Raw genomic sequence first — 20,062 nt, 5'->3', positions numbered from 1 at the left:
TTAGAGCAAGTATTTTCGAGTCGCGTCTGAATAACTGAGTTTAAAGCCCCTACCAAATTGAAAATTTGGTAGTGCAGCAATTCAGTGGGGGATTCAGACCCGCCACTGATTTATTCTGAATTCTGAATTCTGAATTCTGTATTCTTCTTCAATTAAATCAGTTTAAAATAAGCGATCTCACAGTAAAGATTGCCATATTTTTGGGAAACCTAAATACTGAGGTTTCAAGAATTAAGCCCTATGGTCAGCATTCCCGGATATCACGTTAGCAAAGAACTCTACAACGGTTCTCGAACCTTGGTTTATCGCGCTAATCGAGAAACTGACCAAAAATCTGTGGTGATTAAGCTGATGAAAACTGTTTATCCCAGCTTCAGCGAATTGGTACAGTTTCGCAATCAGTTCACCATCGCCAAAAATTTGAATCTACCTGGAATCATCCAAACCTACAGTCTGGAACCCTATCAGAATGGCTATGCGTTAGTGATGGAAGACTTTGGGGGAATTTCTCTTAAAGAATGGGGAGTAGGGAGTAGGGAATGGGGAGTGGGGGGAAGGGTAGAATCTCTGATGGAGTTTTTACAAATTGCGATCGCACTGTGTAATACATTAGATATTCTAATTCGTCATCGGATCATTCACAAAGATATTAAACCTGCCAATATTTTAATTAATCCAGAAACTAAAGAAGTTAAGTTAATAGATTTTAGTATTGCATCTCTTTTGCCACGAGAAACTCAAAGCCTCATGAGTCCTAATGTACTTGAAGGGACGCTTGGCTATTTGTCTCCAGAGCAAACTGGACGAATGAATCGGGGGATTGATTACCGGACTGATTTTTATTCTCTGGGTGTAACTTTTTACGAATTACTAACAGGGCAATTACCATTTCAATCGCACGAATCGATGGAATTGATACATTGTCATATTGCCAAACTTCCGCCTTTAGTACATGAGATTAATCCACAAATTGCGCCTGTACTCTCATCTATTGTTAGCAAATTGATGGCGAAAAATGCCGAAGACCGCTATCAGAGCGCATTTGGGCTGAAATATGATTTAGAAAATTGTTTACATCAACTCAAAGAGACAGGGAAAATTGTCAGTTTCCCAATTGCTCAACGGGATGTGTGCGATCGCTTTATTATTCCAGAAAAACTCTATGGGCGTGAGCATGAAGTTGAAACTCTGCTAAAAGCATTTGACCGCGTTACCAACAACCAAACAGAATTAATGCTGGTGGCTGGTTTTTCTGGTATTGGTAAAACTGCTTTAGTTAACGAGGTTCACAAACCTATTGTCCGGCAACGGGGCTACTTCATCAAAGGCAAATTTGACCAATTTAATCGGAATATTCCCTTCTCCGCTTTTGTGCTGGCGTTTCGAGACTTAATGGGGCAATTACTAAGTGAAAGTGATGTCCAATTGTCAACTTGGAAAAATAAAATTTTACAAGTGCTGGGGGATGAGGGGCAAGTTATTCTTGAGGTAATTCCCGAATTAGAACAAATTATTGGTCAACAACCACCTGCAACGGAACTTTCACCAAGTGCAGCCCAGAATCGCTTCAATTTACTCTTTCAAAACTTCATTCAGGTATTTACCACAAAAGAACATCCATTAGTAATTTTTCTCGATGATTTGCAGTGGGCTGATTCTGCTTCACTGAAATTAATGCAGTTGTTGATGAGCGAGTTAGGAAGTGGAGCTTTACTTTTAATTGGGGCTTATCGAGATAATGAAGTATCTACCGCGCATCAGTTGATGTTGACTTTAGCGGAGATTCGCAAAGCCAATGCGACGATTCACAGCATTACTTTAGCCCCGTTAAGTAAAGCTAGTTTAAATAAATTGGTAGTTGATACCTTGAGTTGTTCGAGTAAAACTGCCCAACCTCTAACGCAACTCGTCTATCAAAAAACTCAAGGAAATCCATTTTTTGCAACGCACTTTCTCAAAGTATTATATGAAGATGGACTGATTACTTTTAATTTTGCTCAAGGTTACTGGCAATGTGATATTGCTGCTGTGAAGGCACTTGCCCTTACGGATGATGTGGTAGAGTTCGTAGCGCTACAGTTGCAGAAGTTGCCAGCCGCAACACAAAATGTGTTGAAATTAGCTGCGTGTATTGGCAACCAGTTTGATTTGCGAACCTTAGCAATTGTTTCTGAACAATCGGAAACCGAAACGGCAGCATCTTTATGGAAAGCTTTACAAGAAGGGTTAGTTTTACCTACTAGTGAAGTTTATAAATTTTTTCAAGATGGTTATAATAACTCTGACTCAAACCCATTAAATTCTAATTTTCAAGTCCCTATCTATAAATTTTTACACGATCGCGTGCAGCAAGCGGCTTACTCTCTAATTCCAGATGCAGAGAAACAATTTACCCATCTTAAAATTGGTCAATTACTCTTGCAAAATACCTCTGAGTCTCAGCAAGAGGAGCGAATTTTTGAGCTTGTCAGTCAGTTAAATCGAGGAATACTGCTAATTACCCAACCGAGCTGAACGTCAACAATTAGCTCAGTTAAATCTGAATGCCTAGGTCGAAAAGCGAAAGAAGCTACCGCTTATGGTGCAGCAATTCATTACTTCTATTCTGGAATGCAATTGCTACCGATTAATAGTTGGGAAATCGCCTATGAATTGACTCGAAGTTTATACCAAGAAGCTGCCGAAGCTGCTTTTCTCAATAACGAGTTTGACCAGATGGAATCTCTTGTTCAGGTCGTGATTGAAAAAACAACCACCTTACTGGATAGAGTGAAAGTTTATGAAGTGCAACTCCAAGCTTATCAGGTGCGGAATCAATCATTCAAAGCGATCGCAATTGGGCGTGAACTTCTCGCTCAACTTGGGGTAACATTACCTGAATCAGTAACACCTCCAGACATTCAGCAATCTGTAGTCAACACGCTCTCTACCTTGGCTGGCAGAAGTATTGAGGGCTTAGTTGATTTGCCATTGATGAATGATACCAAAGCTTTGGTTGCTTTACGGATTATGGCTAGCATTGCTCCCGCCATCCACCAAACGGCCCCTTATCTGTTCCCAATTATTGCTTGCGAAGAGGTGAATTTATCTCTTAAATACGGCAATGCACCACTTTCTGCACCAGGATATGCAGATTTTGGAATTGTACTTAATATTTGTAACCAACTCGAATCAGGCTACGAATTTGGCCAGCTAGGTTTAATGCTTGTGGATAGACTTCAAGCAAAATCTGTTCAAAGCATGACTCTATTTAAGGTGGGTGCATTGAATCAATTTAATAAACAACATATTCGCACCTCAATTAGGTTATTACAGGAATCCCATACTTTTGGATTAGAGACAGGCGATTTTTTTCATGTGCTGGCATCGATGATTTTTAAGTTATTCTATGTCTATTTAAGTGGCACAGAAGTTTTGGAAATTATTTTAGCAGATATCAAAGCTTACGAGTCTAATTATGCCCAAAATCAACGCTTATTAAATTGGTCTAATATCGTTTCTCAAACCATTAAAAATCTCACTGAATATAGCGACTATCCAGACTCCCTGATTGGTGAAGATTGTCAAGAAGAACTCTTATCTGCGCTTCTCCAAGAAAAGGATGAATTAACACTCCATATATTTTTCTTAAGTAAGTTAACACTCAGTTATTTGTTTGAGAATTTTTCGGCGGCAGTTGAGAGTGGAAATCAGGGAGAGCAATACCTCAATGGTGGCGCAGGAATGTTATCTGTGACCGTTTTCTACTATTACGATTCTTTATCTCGGTTGGCTATCTATCCAACGGCTGAACCATCTCAACAGGAGCAATTACTTTTGAAGGTTGGCGAAAATCAAGAAAAATTGCAGTTTCGAGCCAAACTTGCACCGATGAATTTCCAGCACAAATTTGATTTGGTGGAAGCAGAACGCCATCGAGTTTTGGGCGAAAAAATAGCAGCAATAGAATTGTATGATCGCGCCATAACTCTAGCGAAAGAAAACGAATATATCCAAGAAGAAGCCTTGAGCAATGAACTAGCTGCCAAGTTCTATCTCGACTGGGGCAAAGAAAAAATCGCCCAAGTTTATATGCAAGAAGCTTATTACTGCTACGCTCGTTGGGGCGCTAAAGCCAAAACTGAAGACTTAGAAAAACGCTATCCTCGACTCCTGGCTCCCATCTTACAAGGGCAGCATCATCGCTTGCAACTGAGTTCAACCGTTGATGCATCATCATTTCCACATCAAACCATCCACACAAATCTTTCTAGCAGCAGTATCTCGGAAGCCCTCGATTTTGCCACCATCTTTAAAGCCGCACAAGTTCTTTCCAGTGAAATTCAATTAGAGCAATTACTCACTACCCTTTTGCAAGTGGTGATGGAAAATGCTGGGGCACAAAAAGCTGCATTACTTGTACTCCAAAAAAACAACTTAGTGGTTGAAGCTGTAGCCACCATCAACGAAGGAGTCAGTCTGGTATCTGCACCATTGTCAACCAGCGAAGGCATTCCCATTACACTGCTAAACTATGTCAAACGCAGCTTAAAAACTGTTGTGCTGGATGATGCAACCGCACAAACTGATTTTATCGCCGACTCATATTTCATACAGCAACAACCTAAGAGTGTGTTGTGTACGCCGATGTTAAATCAAGGTAAACTCATCGGGCTGCTATATCTCGAAAATCCCCTGACAATTGGTGCATTTACAAGCGATCGCACCGAAGTAATCCAACTGCTATGCACTCAAGCTGCTATCTCTCTAGAAAATGCCCGTCTTTATCAAGAATCTCAAAATTATGCCCAAGAGTTAGAGCGATCGCTACAAGAACTTGAGCATACCCAATTACAAATGGTGCAAAATGAAAAAATGGCAACCTTGGGTAATTTGGTTGCTGGGGTGGCACATGAAATTAATAATCCCATTGGATTTCTCAAAGGCAGCCTCAACAATGCCGAAGATTATATCCAAGACTTACTTGCTCATATCCAATCCTACCAACAACATCATCCCAATCCGGCGATCGCAGTCATTGAGCATGGCGAAGAAATTGACCTAGAATTCTTGACTGAAGACTTACCAAAACTAGTAGGCTCAATGAAGGTGGCTTCAGAAAGGATCAAAGATATTAGTATCAGTCTCCGCACCTTCTCCAGAGCCGATACAACCGAAAAAGTTGCTTGTAACCTCCATGAAGGGATTGAGAGTACGCTGTTAATTTTGAAGTATCGCCTCAAAGCTAACGAAAAACGTCCAGCAATTGAAGTTATCACTGAATACGGAAAATTGCCACCAGTTAAGTGCTTTTTAGGACAGCTAAATCAAGTTTTTATGAACATCCTTGCTAATGCCATTGATGCCTTAGATACTTCCTGTGAAGGGCTTTCTTTTGCCCAAGCGCAAGACAATCATCACCAAATACTAATTAAAACCGAAGTATCCAGTGAGCAAAACATGGTAGCAATTCGGATCAAAGATAACGGTCAGGGGATGTCAGAGGAGGTTAGAACGCGGATATTTGACCACCTATTTACAACCAAAGAAGTTGGGAAAGGAACAGGATTAGGATTAGCGATCGCTCGTCAAATTGTTGAAGAAACCCATGATGGAAGCTTGAGTTGCAATTCTGTCCTTGGCGAAGGAACAGAATTTGTCATTGAGATTCCAGTGTTTTAACTAATTTGCGATTTTTCTCTCAATGCATAAGACTTCTAATTTTTCGGTAGTGCAGAGAACAGCGATCGCATAATTCTTCAAATCTGTATAATTTGATTCTAAATTACATATCGTTCAGAGTTAAGATGACACAATTGCGTCAAATTGTGGTTAAAGCTACAAAAATTGTTAAAACAACTAACTAATACCGTATTTCCAGCCTCAGTCTTCCGACTAGAGAGTGGTTTAACTTTTATTCATCAAGAAATTCCCACCACTCCTGTAGTTGTGGCGGATGTTTGGGTGCGTGCTGGAGCCAGCCTAGAGCCAAAACCGTGGTTTGGTATGGCGCACTTTTTAGAACACATGATTTTTAAAGGTACGGCGACACTACCCCCTGGAATGTTCGATTCCAAAGTGGAAAACCGTGGTGGCGTGAGTAATGCAGCAACAAGCTATGATTATGCTCATTATTCACTCACCACAGCTGCCCCTTATTTAAAAGATACTCTTCCCTACTTGGGAGAACTACTACTCAATGCGGCAATTCCAGAAGATGAATTTAGCCGGGAACGGGATGTAGTGCTAGAGGAAATTCGCTCTTGTCAAGACGATTCTGATTGGATAGGATTTCAAGCGCTGATTCAAAGCATCTATCCGCATCACCCTTACGGGCGTTCGGTGTTGGGTACTGAGCAAGAACTGATGCAGCAGTCACCAGAAGCAATGCGCTGTTTTCACCATGCCCACTATCAGCCGGAAAATATGACAGTGGTAATTGCCGGGGGTATAGCCCAGCAACCAGCTTGGGAAATGGTAAATCATTCATTTGCTGATTTTGCCGAACCCTCGAATTGTCCGCAGTTGGAGAAAGTGACAAAGCCAGCGATCGCCGGAATTCATCGTCAAGAATTGTGTTTACCACGCATAGAACAAGCGCGATTGTTGATGGCGTGGCTAGTACCCGGAGTAGAAGATATCCGTACTGGCTATGGTTTAGATTTTTTGTCGGTATTATTGGCAGAAGGGCGGACTTCGCGTTTAGTGCGCGATCTGCGCGAAGATTTGCAATTGGTACAGGGAATTTGCAGTAGTTTTTCTCTACAACGAGAATCAAGTTTATTTACAATTACCGCTTGGTTAGAACCAGAAAATCTAGAGAAAGTTGAGTCCTTAATTTGCGCTCATTTGGATGATTTGCAGACTAAAGGAATTAGCGAACAAGAACTGGCGCGCACACGCAGACTTCTATGTAACGAGTATGCGTTTTCCACCGAAACGCCAAATCAACTTACAGGGCTTTATGGGTATTACAATACCATTGCCCAAGCTGAATTAGCTGTGACATATCCCCAGCAGATTCAGTCTTTTGATGCCAAAGAACTGCAAAAATTAGCTAAACAGTATCTATCGCTGGAGAATTATGCGGTTACTATACTTAAACCGTGTTAGTCATTAGTTATTAGTCATTAGTCATTAGCAAAAGACGAATGACGAATGACGAAGAACAAGTGACAAATGACAAAGGACAAACTATAAATGACAACCTTGCTGCAAAAATCGCCCATCCATCGCACTGTATTGAACAATGGCCTTGTCGTGCTGGTGGCAGAAAATCCGGCTGCGGACATTATTGCGGCGCGAATCTTTGTGCGTGCAGGTAGTTGTAATGAAAACCGGGAGCAAGCAGGGTTGGCGCATTTGTTATCGGCAGTGATGACAAAAGGATGCGATGGACTTTCTAGCTTGGAAATTGCAGAAAAAGTTGAGTCTGTAGGGGCGAGTTTGAGTGCGGATGCTGGCACTGATTATTTTTTGCTATCTTTCAAAACCGTAACATCCGATTTTGGGGAAATCTTAACATTGGCAGGGCGGATTTTGCGATCGCCAACTTTTCCTGAAACTCAAGTGGAACTAGAACGGCGTTTAGCACTCCAAGATATTCGTTCCCAAAAAGAGCAACCGTTCAATGTCGCCTTTGAACAAATGCGGCAGGTAATGTACCAAAATCATCCCTACTCTATGTCAGTGCTGGGAGATGAATCCACCATGAGTAGCTTAACTCGTGCAGATTTAGTGGAGTATCATCAAACTTATTTCCGCCCAGATAATGTAGTAATTAGCATTGCTGGTAGAGTCACACCCACAGATGCAACAGCGTTGGTGGAAGAAGTTTTTGGTGATTGGCAATCCCCATCTCAGGCATTACCAATACTGAATTTACCTGAGATTAAGATAGAACCGCAGGTAAAACTAAAGCCAATACAGACACAACAATCAATCGTGATGCTTGGTTATTTGGGAACATCGGTGAATTCTGTTGACTACGCCGCCCTGAAATTGTTGTGTACCTACTTGGGAAATGGGCTTTCTAGCCGCTTGTTTGTGGAATTACGGGAAAAACGCGGTTTAGCTTACGAAGTATCCGCCTTTTACTCCACAAGGCTATTTCCAGCCTCATTTGTAGTTTACATGGGTACAGCGCCAGAGAATACCAGCATCGCCCTGGAAGGACTACGTACAGAGGTAGATTTGTTATGTACCACTGAAGTATCTGAAAGTGCCCTGCAAGCTGCGAAAAATAAGATTCTGGGGCAATATGCCTTGGGTAAACAAACAAACGGGCAAATTGCTCAAATATACGGCTGGTATGAAATTTTGGGATTAGGAATTGATTTTGACACCAGATTTCAAGAATTGATTGCGGCGGTGAGTGCCCAGGATGCGATCGCCGCAGCTTGTAAATATTTAAAAGAGCCTTACTTGTCTTTAGTTGGTCAAGAAGAAGCAATTAATCGTGCGATCGCGTAAATAGCCCGTCTGAGACATAGTAAATGAAGCAGCTGTTTTTTAGACCAAGCGGCTGTACCATTAGCATGAGAATCTTCTGGGAGTAAATTCCATGCAACGCAGCCTGACAGCAAGTATTTTGAGTTACTTAAAATTACTATATCCAACTGTAAATCGCTGTAAAATGGAAAAACGGCAAAAGGATTGGCGGCCAAAGAGGTCTAAATCTTTATCAGCCATTGAAATACTCTTGTTTTCCGCTACGCCTCTCTTGATTGCCTCAACGACTCTAGTATCAATAGCAGCGCCACAAAAAATTGCCCAAGTTAATCCTAAAGATAGTGTTAACCGTCCTAGCCTGAAAGTTGGTAGCCAAGGCGAACGTGTATCTGAACTTCAGGCAGCTCTAAAACTTTTGGGTTTTTATTCTGGTGCAGTAGATGGTATTTATAGTGAAAATACAGCTAGTGCTGTTTCCCGATTTAAACAAGCAGCTGGCTTGAATCCAGATGGCGTTGTTGATGCCAGCACTTGGCAACGACTTTTTCCTAATCAACCAGTAGCAGCATCAACCGTCCCTTCATCCCAGCCAAGATTTAACTCAGCGACAAATTTTCCTGTTCCAACCCAGGCTAGTAACCTCACCAACGTTGCAAATCCCAATCCTAACCCTCCGAGGCAAGCTGTAACACAAGTTCCGACTAGACCAAAACCTACTACTCCAAAAAAAGCTGTAACCCAGGTTACGACCAACCCTGAGCCAAGACCTGCTACTCCAAGAAAAACTACGACTTCTAGCACAAAGAAAACGCCGCCACGTACTACATCAACTACTCGATCTCAGTCAAACACAACTACTAAACGAACTCCTGGTATTCAATACACCTCAGAAGGTTTGCCAATTTTGCGTATAGGATTACGAGGTTCTGAAGTTGTTAAGTTGCAACAACAACTGAGAAAGCTTGGTTTCTTGAAGGGTGATGCCGATGGAGACTTTGGCGAGACAACCGAAGCAGCGGTGAAAGCTGCACAAAAACGCTATGGTTTAGAACCTGACGGCGTAGTTGGCGGCTCAACTTGGGAGGTTCTTTTGCGGCGTTAGGCATAGTATGAGCCTAGCCAACGTCTCCTTTGCGTATAAGCAAAAGTGCGGACGAAATGCTCCGAAGTTCTGATAACTTATTTCTTTTTTGGAAATCCCCAAGGTACAGAGGTTTTTCAACTTCTATAAACCTCTGTAGGGGTTTTGCGCTTCATAGAATTTATGAATTTAACTAAATCACCCTAAGTCTCTCACTTAAACTGTACTCAGGTCAGCGTGGGTAGTTCACTGCGGTACATCCTACAATACGATAAAGATATACCGATTAGAAGCATCTCTCTTAGTAGCACTGAAAAATTATACTGCTTTTAGGCTGATAAAAGATGATGGCAACTTTATAGCGGTTTGCAGTTGAGTCCAATACAGACTTAACCCCCAACCCCCTTCCCTGCAAGGGAATGGGAGTAAGATTTAAAGCCTCTCTCCTAAGAGGAGAGAGGTTTGGAGAGAGGTCAAAACTGTACTGCACCCAAACGAGAACCGCTATAGGAGTCAAGCACAACAACACTCGATCGTGTTACAAATCACAACTGCCAATAGTGAAATTAATTAAACTTACAGCTAAATTCTCTAAAAAAACTTATGCAACACTTTTTATTAACTTGGCTCGGTACTGCGGTGGCGTTATTCATTACTGCTAATATCGTTCCAGGATTCTTTATCAAGAATTTTGTGACTGCCTTAATCGCGGCCTTTGTAATTGGTTTGGTTAATGCATTTATTAGACCAATTTTGCAGATTTTGACGTTTCCGATTACCTTGCTCACCTTTGGTTTATTTACATTGGTGATTAACGCCTTAGCCCTTTGGCTGGCAAGTATCCTAACACCTGGTTCTGGTTTTGAGATTCAGGGCTTTTTACCTGCTTTGTTAGGTTCAATTGTACTAGCAATTGTTTCTAGCATCATTAACTATTTTTTGAGAGTTGTTGACTAGGAAATTAAGGAACTTTTGTAATACTAATAATATTTAAAGCTTGGGCAACAGCAAGAGTTACCACTCCTGGTTGCCCTTGTATTTGGAAAATTTGTTTAGGAACTAAAAACTTCGCTGGCAATTCCTCTATGTTTGTAAAGGGGAAAACAGTCAAAGATGTGAGTTGAGAGGCTGCAAGAATAGCAGCTGCCTCTGCTACGCTAGGTGTACCTACTTTATCGTCGGTAATTGTGGCAGGGTTGGGGACACAGACAGAACTAAGGATTTCCGCAGAAAAGGTTTTTAGGGGCAAATTGCGGAGGCGACAAAGTTTGACTAAGCCAACTTCCGAGGCTTTAGTGTCAATGGTAGCAACACCTGCGATCGCACTTGGAAAAAGTTGATTTTCTCGAAATACTTGCTCAATTGCCAGATCGATCAACTCCCATGATGTTCCTCGTTTACAACCGATTCCTACCCATAAAATCTGTTGCACTTGGCCTATTTCCTTACTCAATTCACTAGGGTTTGGTTTACTCCAACAGCCAACCAAATAAATCTCCTACAGTCAGCCTCAACTCACTTGCAAAATCTGGCACTAGAAGCAAGTCTTCTAGTTCATCCAACATAACAGGCTGTTGATTGCGAATGTATACGAACACTGTTTGTTCTTCTGGATCGATCAACCAACCCATTAGTGTTTCATAATTCAAGCAATGTAAAATATTTTTTGTAACTTTCGTTTGTCTTTGGTCAGGCGATAAAATCTCAATAGTCCAATCAGGAGCTGCTTGGAATACGTTGGCAACTTCACCATTTTGATCGCGAGGAATTCTTTGCCAAGTAAACACAGAAACATCTGGCACTATTGACCTTCCACCAAAAGTACAGCGCAATTCTGGAAAAGCACGAGCAATTTGCTTCGGTTTGACCGTTAAGTTAACAGTGCTAACCATTTCACCTTGAATTATACTGTGCTTTCCCTGTGGCATAGGTTTTTGAATAATTTGACCATTGATGTATTCACTAGCGGGTTTCGTTTCTGGTAGTATTAGAAACTCTGCCAAAGTTATGTTTTTAGANTGGTGTCTGTACCATTTGCGATCGCCTCCAGTCCAGCAATTCTAATTAAAAAACCGCAAAGTACACAAAGAAAAAATCAGCTCAACTCTTACTCTGCGTACCTTAGCGTTACCTTAGCGTACCTACCCTACGGGAAGGCGTTCGCGTAGCGTCTCGTAGAGAAGCGCCTATGCGTTAAAAAAAATATTACATCCTCTCCAATACCTGAATTCCCAACAGAGATAATCCCAGCTTCAGAGTTCTAGCAGTCAAATCACACAGAATCAAGCGAGATGTTCGTTGCGGTTCCTCCGCTTGTAGTATAGGACAGCGATCGTAGAATTGGTTAAACTTCTGGCTGAGTTCAAACAAATACTCACATAAACGATTGGGCAACAAGTCTTGCTCTACACTACTAATAACTTCATCCAGTTGAAGTAAATATTTTGCTAGTGCTAATTCTGTTTCATGCTGCAACAAAACGGCATTATTTCCCAACTCTTTAAAGTTAATATCACCCTTACGACTAATCCCATAAATCCGTGCATAAACATACAGCATATAGGGTGCAGTATTACCTTTGAGATCCAGCATTTTGTCGTAGCTAAAGATGTAGTTACTGGTGCGATTTTGGCTTAAGTCTGCATATTTAACTGCGCTGATCCCAACTACCCTAGCAACTTCATTAATAAATTCTTCAGTTTCTTGGCGTTCTTCTTTTTGTAATCTAGTTTTTAGGTCAGCATGGGCACGAGAAACAGCTTCATCTAATAAATCCCGTAACCGCACAGTATCACCAGAACGAGTTTTGAATTTCTTACCATCTTCTCCTAACACCAGCCCAAAGGGAACATGGACTAATTCCACATCATCAGGAATCCATCCGGCTTTGCGTGCTACCTGAAAAAATTGAGCGAAGTGGTTTCCTTGTCCAGCATCGGTTACATAAATTATCCGCTTTGCTTCATCCTGCTGAATCCGGTAGCGCAGAGATGCTAAATCTGTTGTGGCGTAGTTATAGCCGCCATCCGATTTCTGCACAATTAAGGGTAAAGGTTCACCTTCTCTATTTGTAAACCCTTCCAGAAAAACGCATTTTGCCCCTTGATTTTCTACCAGTAATCCAGATTTCTCTAAATCTTCTACAACCCCAGATAGTAAAGGGTTATAGAAAGATTCTCCGCGTTCAATTAATTTGATATCCAGCAACTCATAAATTATTTGAAACTCCCGCCGCGACTGTTCGCACAACAGTTTCCAAGCATGGAGTGTATCTTCTGCACCTGCTTGTAATCTGACGACTTCTTGGCGTGCTGTCTCTTGAAAAGCTTCATCGGCATCAAACCGCAATTTGGCTTTGCGATAAAAAGAGACTAAATCACCAATATCTAAAGCATTAGCGGTGGTAAGTGCGTCTGGGTAAACTTCCCGCAGATAGGTGATTAACATCCCAAACTGCGTACCCCAATCACCTACATGATTTAACCGCAGTACATCATGTCCTTGAAATTCTAAAATTCGGGCGATGGAATCACCAATAATCGTCGAACGCAAGTGTCCAACGTGCATTTCTTTAGCTATATTCGGACTGGAAAAATCCACAATTTCTCGCTTCGGCGTTTTCGCGGCTAGAACTCCCAGTCTGGGATCGGCTTGAATCGCATTTAGTTGTGCTTCTAAGTATGCTGTTTTCAGTTTGAGATTGATAAATCCTGGCCCAGCGATTTCCGGCGATTCGCAGATTTCGGATACATCTAGTTTCTCAACGATCGCACCTGCGATCGCTCTTGGTTGCTTTCCTAACTTTTTACTCAGGGATAAAGCCACATTCGCCTGATAATCGCCAAATTTAGGATTGCTAGCAGTAACCAAAATTGGATCTACTCCAGCCAATTCAGCGCCAAAAGCAGCGATTAAAGCCTGCTCTACCTGAGCTTTTAATTTTTCTTGTGTAGCGTTCATATATAGATTTTATCTGTGAAAGGGGGAATATAGCTCTGGAAAAGCTTGATTATTTTAACCTTAAAAGATATTCATCAAGCCTAAGCAAAGACTGTCATTTTAAGGTACAACCCCCTTAAATTGTCTCCCATCCTCGGCATAACTTCTAGATTCTGACGATACCGAAGTCGATTTTGATAGACTACTGCTAGTTAATCAAGTCAACTAAAGCGTAGTACGTAGTAAACACTTTAGCGCTTAAAACAAAGACTAAACTTATTTACCCAGGTTTCATTGATTTGATAGATTACTACGTTTCCCAACGTAAGTACGGAGATTATCTCTATTTGTATAGCAGCGTATTAACTGAGCCAAGGCTTAGTTGATACGGATGACGGCACACCATTACTTATCTACCTCATTTAAATAAAAACTCCTATAGATTAAGCTTTTAGCTTTTCACTATAGGAATTGCATATCTGATCTTTATAAAAAGTATATATTATTCATTAATTTTTAATCATGTATAAGTTTAATTACTAAGTACTAATAACAGTGTACTACCAGATTTAAAATATCTTTTTCCCGTAAAAATACTTTAGATAAAGAGCTATTTAAATATCCTAGCAAAAGTAAATAAACAGATTGACGTTGCAGAAGTCTAGCTGTTAGAAGTAAGAGACAACTGAAGAGAGATATCTGCTCAAAAAGCATTATCTAAATTGTCTTTCCTACTTAATGGCTCATAATATGAAACTTAATTTATTCACTGCCTTGATTGCTGCTACAGCTACATTAACCGGATTAGTTTCCAAAGTAGAAACTGCATCTGCTGCTGATTTTAATTGGAATAGTTCTTGGACTCAACCAACTGTATATAATAAGTCTCAAACTGGTTTTAACGACGCTCCTTTTCAACAATTTGTCCAAGCAGAAAGTGTTGCCCTTCCAAACAGCGGACAATTTAAATTAGACCCCAATAAATTAAACCTAAAATACGACCACGATGTTTCTGTTTACTTTATCAATGAGGGTGCAGGTTATAGAAACCAGTTAGCCTTTGAAGCTACAGGAACTACTAACAAGTCTGGGCTGCTTTTTAATGATATTTCCTGTCAAGGAAATGGATGTGTTAGTGGTGACTGGGGTGGTAACGCATTAAAACTAGGTGATGGGGTCAAAGTTGGTAATGTTACCGCAGGTACTCAACTTGACTTCTGGTTAAGAGCTGATGGTTTGAACCGTGGTACCTCTGCCAATATCTTTGGTACTGATACTGCTTCTAACGCTGACGGACTACAGCACACAGTTGCTTATGCTTACAACAACTACATCCTCCTGGCATTCGAGGATTTATACGGAGGTTTATACGCTTCAGGGGTAGATTCTGCAACTGGTAAGTGGAACGAAGGTTCTGATCGCGACTTTAATGATGTTGTCGTCGTTCTTGATATCGGTGAGGCAAATGTTAGAGCGTTAATTGGTGCTACCGTTCCTGAACCATCTGTAACTCTATCAATGTTTGCCGTGGGAGCAGTTAGTATGTTTGGATTGCGCCGTCGCCGTCAAAGCCGCACTTCTAACTAAACTTTGAAACGGTGCTAAATATAAGGTGTATTTAGTTTGATTGGAAAATAACAAGCGATCGCATTTTCACCCGTATCAATAATGTACGGGTGATTTTACGTTTTTAGTGGCATTTATCGAACAGAATTCAGGAGTCAGGTGGTCGCCGAGCGCAGTCGTTCGCGCAGCGTCTCCGGCAGGAGAGGTGAGTCAGAATTCAGTTGGGTATTCTGTATGACTGGCGGAAAGCGAGTCTTCTCCCAAGGGCGAACAAGCGTCTTGATTCTGAATTCTGCATTCTTCTTCAAATTTTATCTATTGCGATCGCGTTCTAAATCATCAATCACTTTTTGCAAATACCACTCGTCTGACATCCCAGGATGATAATCTTTGTTTTGCTGAATCAATCGTTCGGCAATTTCCCAGTATCCCCCAACCATTCGTAAAAGTCGCTGACGTAGCAGGTGATATTTTTGCTTTTTTGACTCTGGACTAAATTTCTGAATTTTTTCTAGGCTATTTAAGACTTGTTGATAATTTTCCCAGTCTTCTTGTTCGCAAAAGATACTCCCCGCCCGTTGATAATCTTCTACGGCGTTTTGTATTTCTTCTAAGCAAGTATAAGCAATGCCGCGATTGTAGTAAGCTTGAGCCTCATCAGAATTAATTTGCAGCGCTTGGGTGTAATCTTGAATTGCACCGAGATAATTACCCATTGCCCGATAGACATTACCTCTGGCAATATAAACTAAGACATCTTCGGGTTGCATCTGGACTGCTTGGTTAAGATCCGCGATCGCACCTTGATGATCTCCCAAGACTGAACGGGCTTTACCTCGGTTGCGATAGACAATGGCATCTTGAAAATTTAGTCGTAATGCTTGATTAAAATCTGCGATCGCTTCTCGATAATTACCCATTTTATAATGCACAACCCCACGACAGCAGTAAGCTTGGGCATCTTGCGGATCGGCTTTTAATACCCAGTTTAAATCGGCGAGTGCTTCTTGGGTATCTCCCTTTTCAGCCTTTTCTAATAATTGCGTAAAATAATCATTGGTGGATAAAATTGGCGTATTGCTGGAACGCGATTCCTGAAGGGCAGGTAATTCTTGTGGTTGTAGCTGTTTAATTCGTTCCAAAGACAGACGACAATTCTCTTTGTCTTGTTGCTCTAGATATAATTGTGCAGCCTTTTTAAAGTTAGCGATCGCATCTTGAATATAACCCTGTTTGCGCCGCACCATTCCCCGCAGATTATAAGCAGCAGCATAATTGAGATTGAGACGAATCGCACGTTCAACATCATCTAGCGCCCCCGATAAATTTTTCAGCGCTACCCTAGCCAATCCCCGACAATAATATGCCTCTACACTGTCAGGATTCAGCTTCAGGGCTTCGGTATAATCTGAAACAGCTTTCAGAATTGCGCCTGAGTCATAATGTGCTAAACCCCGTTGCAAATAAGCTTCGCTAAAGTAAGGTGTCAGTTGTAAAGCATGGTTAAATTCCTCAATTGCTCCCGCGTAATCTTTTCGCCTAGCCTTTTCCAATCCCCTATTGTAAAATTCGTCATTCATGGCATTTGTTTGGTTGATTCAGTTCATTGAATTTCAGCAGGCTTGTTTGTAGCCTAATCTATGTACTCGCCTTCATATTTTAAGTATATTTCATACTTTTTGTGAAATAAAAACAACACACTACCTTAAGTTTTGATAAATGGAATATTGTACACATCCAGATTTTGGAGTTCAGTTTAGTGAAAATATCACTAATAAAATTTGTGTAATGATTCAGCAGTTTATGCCTATGTATTAAACTTGAGCCATCAAGTTTAATAAACCATTGTCAGCTAGATTCTGCCCAATTCCTCATAAAAAATTGGGGAAATGACTACATTCAATTCCCCATATCTCGTAGATTGTAAAATATTTACGGTTAACTAGAATTCAGAATTTAAGAAACGAATTATCCCAATAAAATTAATCTGAAAGCAAGCTGGGAGAAGTCAGAACAAAAACATCCCAATTTCCTTGAGCCTCAGTTTGTGGTTTTATAGGATTGGCATAGTGGAAAAACTCATGGTCATTAACTAATAGTAGTTCTCCCGGATTGAGAATTTTGCTAAATACAGGCTTTTCTTTTTTGGCAGTATACAGATGTGTTTCTCCACCCTGAATATTCTCTCTATCTACTGAGAATATGCCAATAAAATCAGTGCCATCTTGATGGATACCTTCTGGTGCTGGATTACCAAAATTATCTGGAGAACAACTAATTCTAATTTGATGAACTCCGATTTCAGCTTCAGGATGAAGTTTACAAGAATCGCTAAATGCTAAAACAAGATTTTTGAAAATATCAAGTTCTATGAGTGCATCATCTAATTCTGCAAACTCTCTTTTGATATCACCCGCTAATCGATTATACTCTTTACTTTGAAAGAAGACGCCATGAGGTAATTTGATTAACTCATTTCCAGAGACTGTGAACCGAGATAATCTTCTAGAACGATAATTGTTTTTGATATAAGGGTCAAGAGGCATATTATTAAAAAATGCCTTAAAACCTTCTAGACTGATAGAATTTACCTTTCTAAGAGTAAATAGAAAAGCATATTCTAATTCCGTTGCTGTCCACACTTTTTGCATAGGATTTACCTCCTTGCACGTTGAAATTTTCCCAGATTCTTATGGGAGACTTGTAATACTTAGTATATGCTACTTTTTATTACTATGTTGTCAATTTAACTACAAAAATTGACAATCCATGATATGTAAAGTTACTCAAATGCTGTCGCAGGGCGGAGTAGCTGCTGAAAAGATTTGCAGATATGGATTTGGTGGGCAAAGAATCGACGTATATTTACAAACAGCAACAAGGTTCCATAATGATAGATTGGCTTTACAAGTACCCACCTTTGTATCCCGGTATTCTACTCAAGCGTTACAAGCGGTTTTTTGCTGACGTTCAACTTACTTCTGGCGAAATAGTGACAGCACACTGTCCTAATACAGGGCCAATGACTGGAGTATCGACACCTCTAAGTGCAGTACAGGTTTCCAAAAGCGATAATCTTAACCGCAAATTGGCTTACACTCTAGAACTAATTCAGGTACATGACAATGAGCCGACTTGGGTAGGCATAAATACTTTTTTGCCCAATCGGGTGGTAAAGATAGCTTTGGCGAAACATCTTTTTCCAGAATTGGGCGACTACAGCCAAATCAAGGGCGAGGTAGTTTATGGGTTAGATAAAAAAAGTCGAGTGGATTTTTTCTTGACGGGGAGTGATGAGGAACGCCCGATTTATTTAGAAGTGAAAAATACAACTTTGTCAGAAGGAAGATTAGCTTTATTTCCTGACACGGAGACTACAAGAGGGCAAAAGCACTTGCGAGAACTGATGGCGCTGTTACCTTTGACTCGTGCAGTGATGCTTTACTTTATCAATCGCGGTGATTGCATCGAGTTTTCCCCTGGCGATCGCACAGATCCTATATATGGTAAATTATTGCGGGATGCGATCGCTCTCGGTTTAGAAGTCTTACCTTGCCGTTTTGACATTTCCCCCGAAGGTATCCGTTATTTGGGTTTGGCAAAACTAAAAATTTGATTAAAGCTAATTAAAAGAAACTAGCAATTGCAACGTTTCTACATGCATAAAACAATAAATCCATCTAGACAGGATCTAGATGGATTTGTTGGTAGTTGATGTTTACTAAAAAACATTCAACCAGACTGTAATGAAGAAACGACTATAGATAGTCATCACCCCAGAAATAGCATTCACTATTCTGACGTTTGGTTATGCAGGAATCAAAACTGTGTCAATGACGTGGATGACACCGTTATCAGCAGCAACATCTGCTGTTGCAACTGTTGCATCATTGATCTTAACGCCATTAGAAGCGTCAATTTTTACATCTGAACCTTCAACTGTTTTAGCTGTCTTCAGCTTAACTACATCAGCAGCAAGTACCTTGCCTGAAACAACATGATAGGTCAAGATTTTCTTGAGCTTTGCAGGATCTTTCAATAATGCGTCTACAGTACCAGCAGGAAGCTTGCTAAACGCTTCGTCAGTGGGTGCGAAGACAGTGAATGGGCCTGCGCCTTTAAGTGTATCTACCAGACCAGCCGCTTGGATTGCTGCAACTAGTGTCTTGAAAGAACCATTGTTGGTAGCAGTGTCAATTATGTTGGCCATGTGTTTTACCTAGTTCTGTGTAACTTGTTACAAATCTAAACTATTCGTTTAATAAAATCTATCTATCATTAGGCGTATGTTAAATCATTTTTTTTATTGGTATCATAAAAGTTTGTATACATTTTTATACAAACAAAGAATTATATGTACATCGTCCAGGTGGATTAGTTATAAGCACTGCTGGATGCGATCGCTCTTTTTTACACAGTGGTAGAGGCGATGGGGCGATCGCATCCAAAGATTGTCAGAGCAGCGCCAACAATACCAACAAAATTAGTCAAACTGAAGTTTAAAGTATTTAGTTGGTATAAATAAAGCTTTAGATATTTAGGAGCGATCTGGAAAATTTATAGCAAAATCCATGCTGCATATACTAATTAGGGTTTTTAGAGAATTTAAATATACTTGCATTAGCCTTTTTTTACCTTTTGGAAAAGAACAGATCGTAAATCCCTCAAAATACTGTGCGGTAATTCTGAGGGATTTGGTCATCTTCTACTAAAAGTTATTTACTGAATTTCACCAACTATTCATTTTTGTATTACCTCAAGTCAATTATTCAAAAATGTTTCAACTACCGATTTTTATTAGCAGCCTCTTCCATTTGTTTTCTCAAACTTAAAGGTCTCATATCAGTCCATACTTCTTTAATGTATTCCAGACATTCTGATTTAAGTCCACTTTTTCCCGCATCTGTCCAACCAAGAGCATTTTCTCGTTCAGCAGGCCAAATAGAATATTGTTCCTCATGATTGACTACAACTTTATAAATTGTTGTATCTTCTGAAGTCATTTGACTCATTGTTACCTCCAATCAATTTTTATTACTCAACTAA

The 20,062-nt window shown here is 40.4% G+C and carries 12 protein-coding genes and 3 pseudogenes; 8 read left to right on the top strand and 7 right to left on the bottom strand.

Going from position 1 to position 20,062, the window contains the following annotated elements; genetic code table 11:
• Positions 1-240 precede the first annotated feature (240 nt).
• From QUD05_RS34465 to QUD05_RS19440, 5 genes and pseudogenes are all read left to right on the top strand, one after another.
• A pseudogene (locus QUD05_RS34465) lies at positions 241-5,661 on the top strand (trifunctional serine/threonine-protein kinase/ATP-binding protein/sensor histidine kinase).
• Between the two features lie 165 nt (positions 5,662-5,826).
• Positions 5,827-7,092 (top strand): M16 family metallopeptidase, encoded by a 1,266-nt coding sequence (locus QUD05_RS19455; protein WP_289797508.1) that lies wholly within the window; start codon positions 5,827-5,829, stop codon positions 7,090-7,092.
• Between the two features lie 87 nt (positions 7,093-7,179).
• Complete coding sequence (locus QUD05_RS19450; RefSeq protein ID WP_289797507.1) at positions 7,180-8,451, top strand: M16 family metallopeptidase; 1,272 nt, start codon at positions 7,180-7,182, stop codon at positions 8,449-8,451.
• A gap of 91 nt (positions 8,452-8,542) precedes the next feature.
• Positions 8,543-9,532, top strand: a complete 990-nt coding sequence (locus QUD05_RS19445) for a peptidoglycan-binding domain-containing protein (RefSeq protein ID WP_289797506.1) — start codon at positions 8,543-8,545, stop codon at positions 9,530-9,532.
• A 582-nt stretch (positions 9,533-10,114) separates the two neighbouring features.
• Entirely contained in the window at positions 10,115-10,468 is a 354-nt protein-coding gene (locus tag QUD05_RS19440) for a phage holin family protein (RefSeq protein ID WP_289797505.1), read from the top strand.
• Between the two features lie 4 nt (positions 10,469-10,472).
• Here the strand turns inward: QUD05_RS19440 and QUD05_RS19435 are convergent, their stop codons facing one another.
• The 3 genes and pseudogenes from QUD05_RS19435 to argS all read right to left on the bottom strand — a co-directional run bounded on the left by QUD05_RS19435 (position 10,473) and on the right by argS (position 13,471).
• Entirely contained in the window at positions 10,473-10,943 is a 471-nt protein-coding gene (locus tag QUD05_RS19435; RefSeq protein ID WP_289797504.1) for a cobalamin biosynthesis protein, read from the bottom strand.
• A gap of 37 nt (positions 10,944-10,980) precedes the next feature.
• Positions 10,981-11,545 (bottom strand): annotated as a pseudogene (locus QUD05_RS19430) (Uma2 family endonuclease).
• A gap of 171 nt (positions 11,546-11,716) precedes the next feature.
• Positions 11,717-13,471 (bottom strand): arginine--tRNA ligase, encoded by a 1,755-nt coding sequence (argS, locus tag QUD05_RS19425; RefSeq protein ID WP_289797503.1) that lies wholly within the window; start codon positions 13,469-13,471, stop codon positions 11,717-11,719.
• Positions 13,472-14,200: 729 nt separating this feature from the next.
• On the opposite strand from argS, the gene QUD05_RS19420 reads away from it, so the two are divergent.
• Positions 14,201-15,037: a DUF4114 domain-containing protein gene (locus QUD05_RS19420; protein WP_289797502.1), complete on the top strand. Its 837-nt coding sequence runs from the start codon at positions 14,201-14,203 to the stop codon at positions 15,035-15,037.
• Between the two features lie 290 nt (positions 15,038-15,327).
• Here QUD05_RS19420 and QUD05_RS19415 read toward each other — a convergent pair whose 3' ends face one another.
• Positions 15,328-16,596, bottom strand: a complete 1,269-nt coding sequence (locus QUD05_RS19415; RefSeq protein ID WP_289797501.1) for a tetratricopeptide repeat protein — start codon at positions 16,594-16,596, stop codon at positions 15,328-15,330.
• 244 nt (positions 16,597-16,840) lie between these two features.
• On the opposite strand from QUD05_RS19415, the pseudogene QUD05_RS19410 reads away from it, so the two are divergent.
• Positions 16,841-16,962: pseudogene (locus QUD05_RS19410) on the top strand (DUF711 family protein); the annotation flags it as partial.
• Positions 16,963-16,998: 36 nt separating this feature from the next.
• Here the strand turns inward: QUD05_RS19410 and QUD05_RS19405 are convergent.
• Positions 16,999-17,667, bottom strand: a complete 669-nt coding sequence (locus tag QUD05_RS19405; protein WP_289797500.1) for a 2OG-Fe dioxygenase family protein — start codon at positions 17,665-17,667, stop codon at positions 16,999-17,001.
• 239 nt (positions 17,668-17,906) lie between these two features.
• Between QUD05_RS19405 and sfsA the strand changes: the two genes are divergently transcribed.
• Positions 17,907-18,632 (top strand): DNA/RNA nuclease SfsA, encoded by a 726-nt coding sequence (gene sfsA, locus QUD05_RS19400; protein ID WP_289800014.1) that lies wholly within the window; start codon positions 17,907-17,909, stop codon positions 18,630-18,632.
• Between the two features lie 192 nt (positions 18,633-18,824).
• Here sfsA and QUD05_RS19395 read toward each other — a convergent pair whose 3' ends face one another.
• Together QUD05_RS19395 and QUD05_RS19390 are read right to left on the bottom strand one after the other, a co-directional pair.
• A complete protein-coding gene (locus tag QUD05_RS19395; protein WP_289797499.1) occupies positions 18,825-19,226 on the bottom strand; it encodes a fasciclin domain-containing protein in 402 nt (133 codons plus the stop codon).
• Between the two features lie 574 nt (positions 19,227-19,800).
• Complete coding sequence (locus tag QUD05_RS19390) at positions 19,801-20,028, bottom strand: MbtH family protein (protein WP_094347692.1); 228 nt, start codon at positions 20,026-20,028, stop codon at positions 19,801-19,803.
• Between the last annotated feature and the right edge of the window lie 34 nt (positions 20,029-20,062).

This window comes from Nostoc sp. GT001, assembly GCF_030382115.1.
Taxonomy (GTDB): domain Bacteria; phylum Cyanobacteriota; class Cyanobacteriia; order Cyanobacteriales; family Nostocaceae; genus Nostoc.
The sequence above is the reverse complement of the archived record's forward strand: the minus strand, read 5'-3'. Positions and strand labels throughout refer to the sequence as shown.

Coding starts and splice junctions, on each gene's coding strand:
- QUD05_RS19450 (WP_289797507.1), top strand. CDS start 7,180: ATGACAACCTTGCTGCAAAAATCGCCCATCCATCGCACTGTATTGAAC.
- QUD05_RS19445 (WP_289797506.1), top strand. CDS start 8,543: ATGCAACGCAGCCTGACAGCAAGTATTTTGAGTTACTTAAAATTACTA.
- QUD05_RS19440 (WP_289797505.1), top strand. CDS start 10,115: ATGCAACACTTTTTATTAACTTGGCTCGGTACTGCGGTGGCGTTATTC.
- argS (WP_289797503.1), bottom strand. CDS start 13,471: ATGAACGCTACACAAGAAAAATTAAAAGCTCAGGTAGAGCAGGCTTTA.
- QUD05_RS19420 (WP_289797502.1), top strand. CDS start 14,201: ATGAAACTTAATTTATTCACTGCCTTGATTGCTGCTACAGCTACATTA.
- QUD05_RS19415 (WP_289797501.1), bottom strand. CDS start 16,596: ATGAATGACGAATTTTACAATAGGGGATTGGAAAAGGCTAGGCGAAAA.
- QUD05_RS19405 (WP_289797500.1), bottom strand. CDS start 17,667: ATGCAAAAAGTGTGGACAGCAACGGAATTAGAATATGCTTTTCTATTT.
- sfsA (WP_289800014.1), top strand. CDS start 17,907: ATGATAGATTGGCTTTACAAGTACCCACCTTTGTATCCCGGTATTCTA.
- QUD05_RS19395 (WP_289797499.1), bottom strand. CDS start 19,226: ATGGCCAACATAATTGACACTGCTACCAACAATGGTTCTTTCAAGACA.
- QUD05_RS19390 (WP_094347692.1), bottom strand. CDS start 20,028: ATGAGTCAAATGACTTCAGAAGATACAACAATTTATAAAGTTGTAGTC.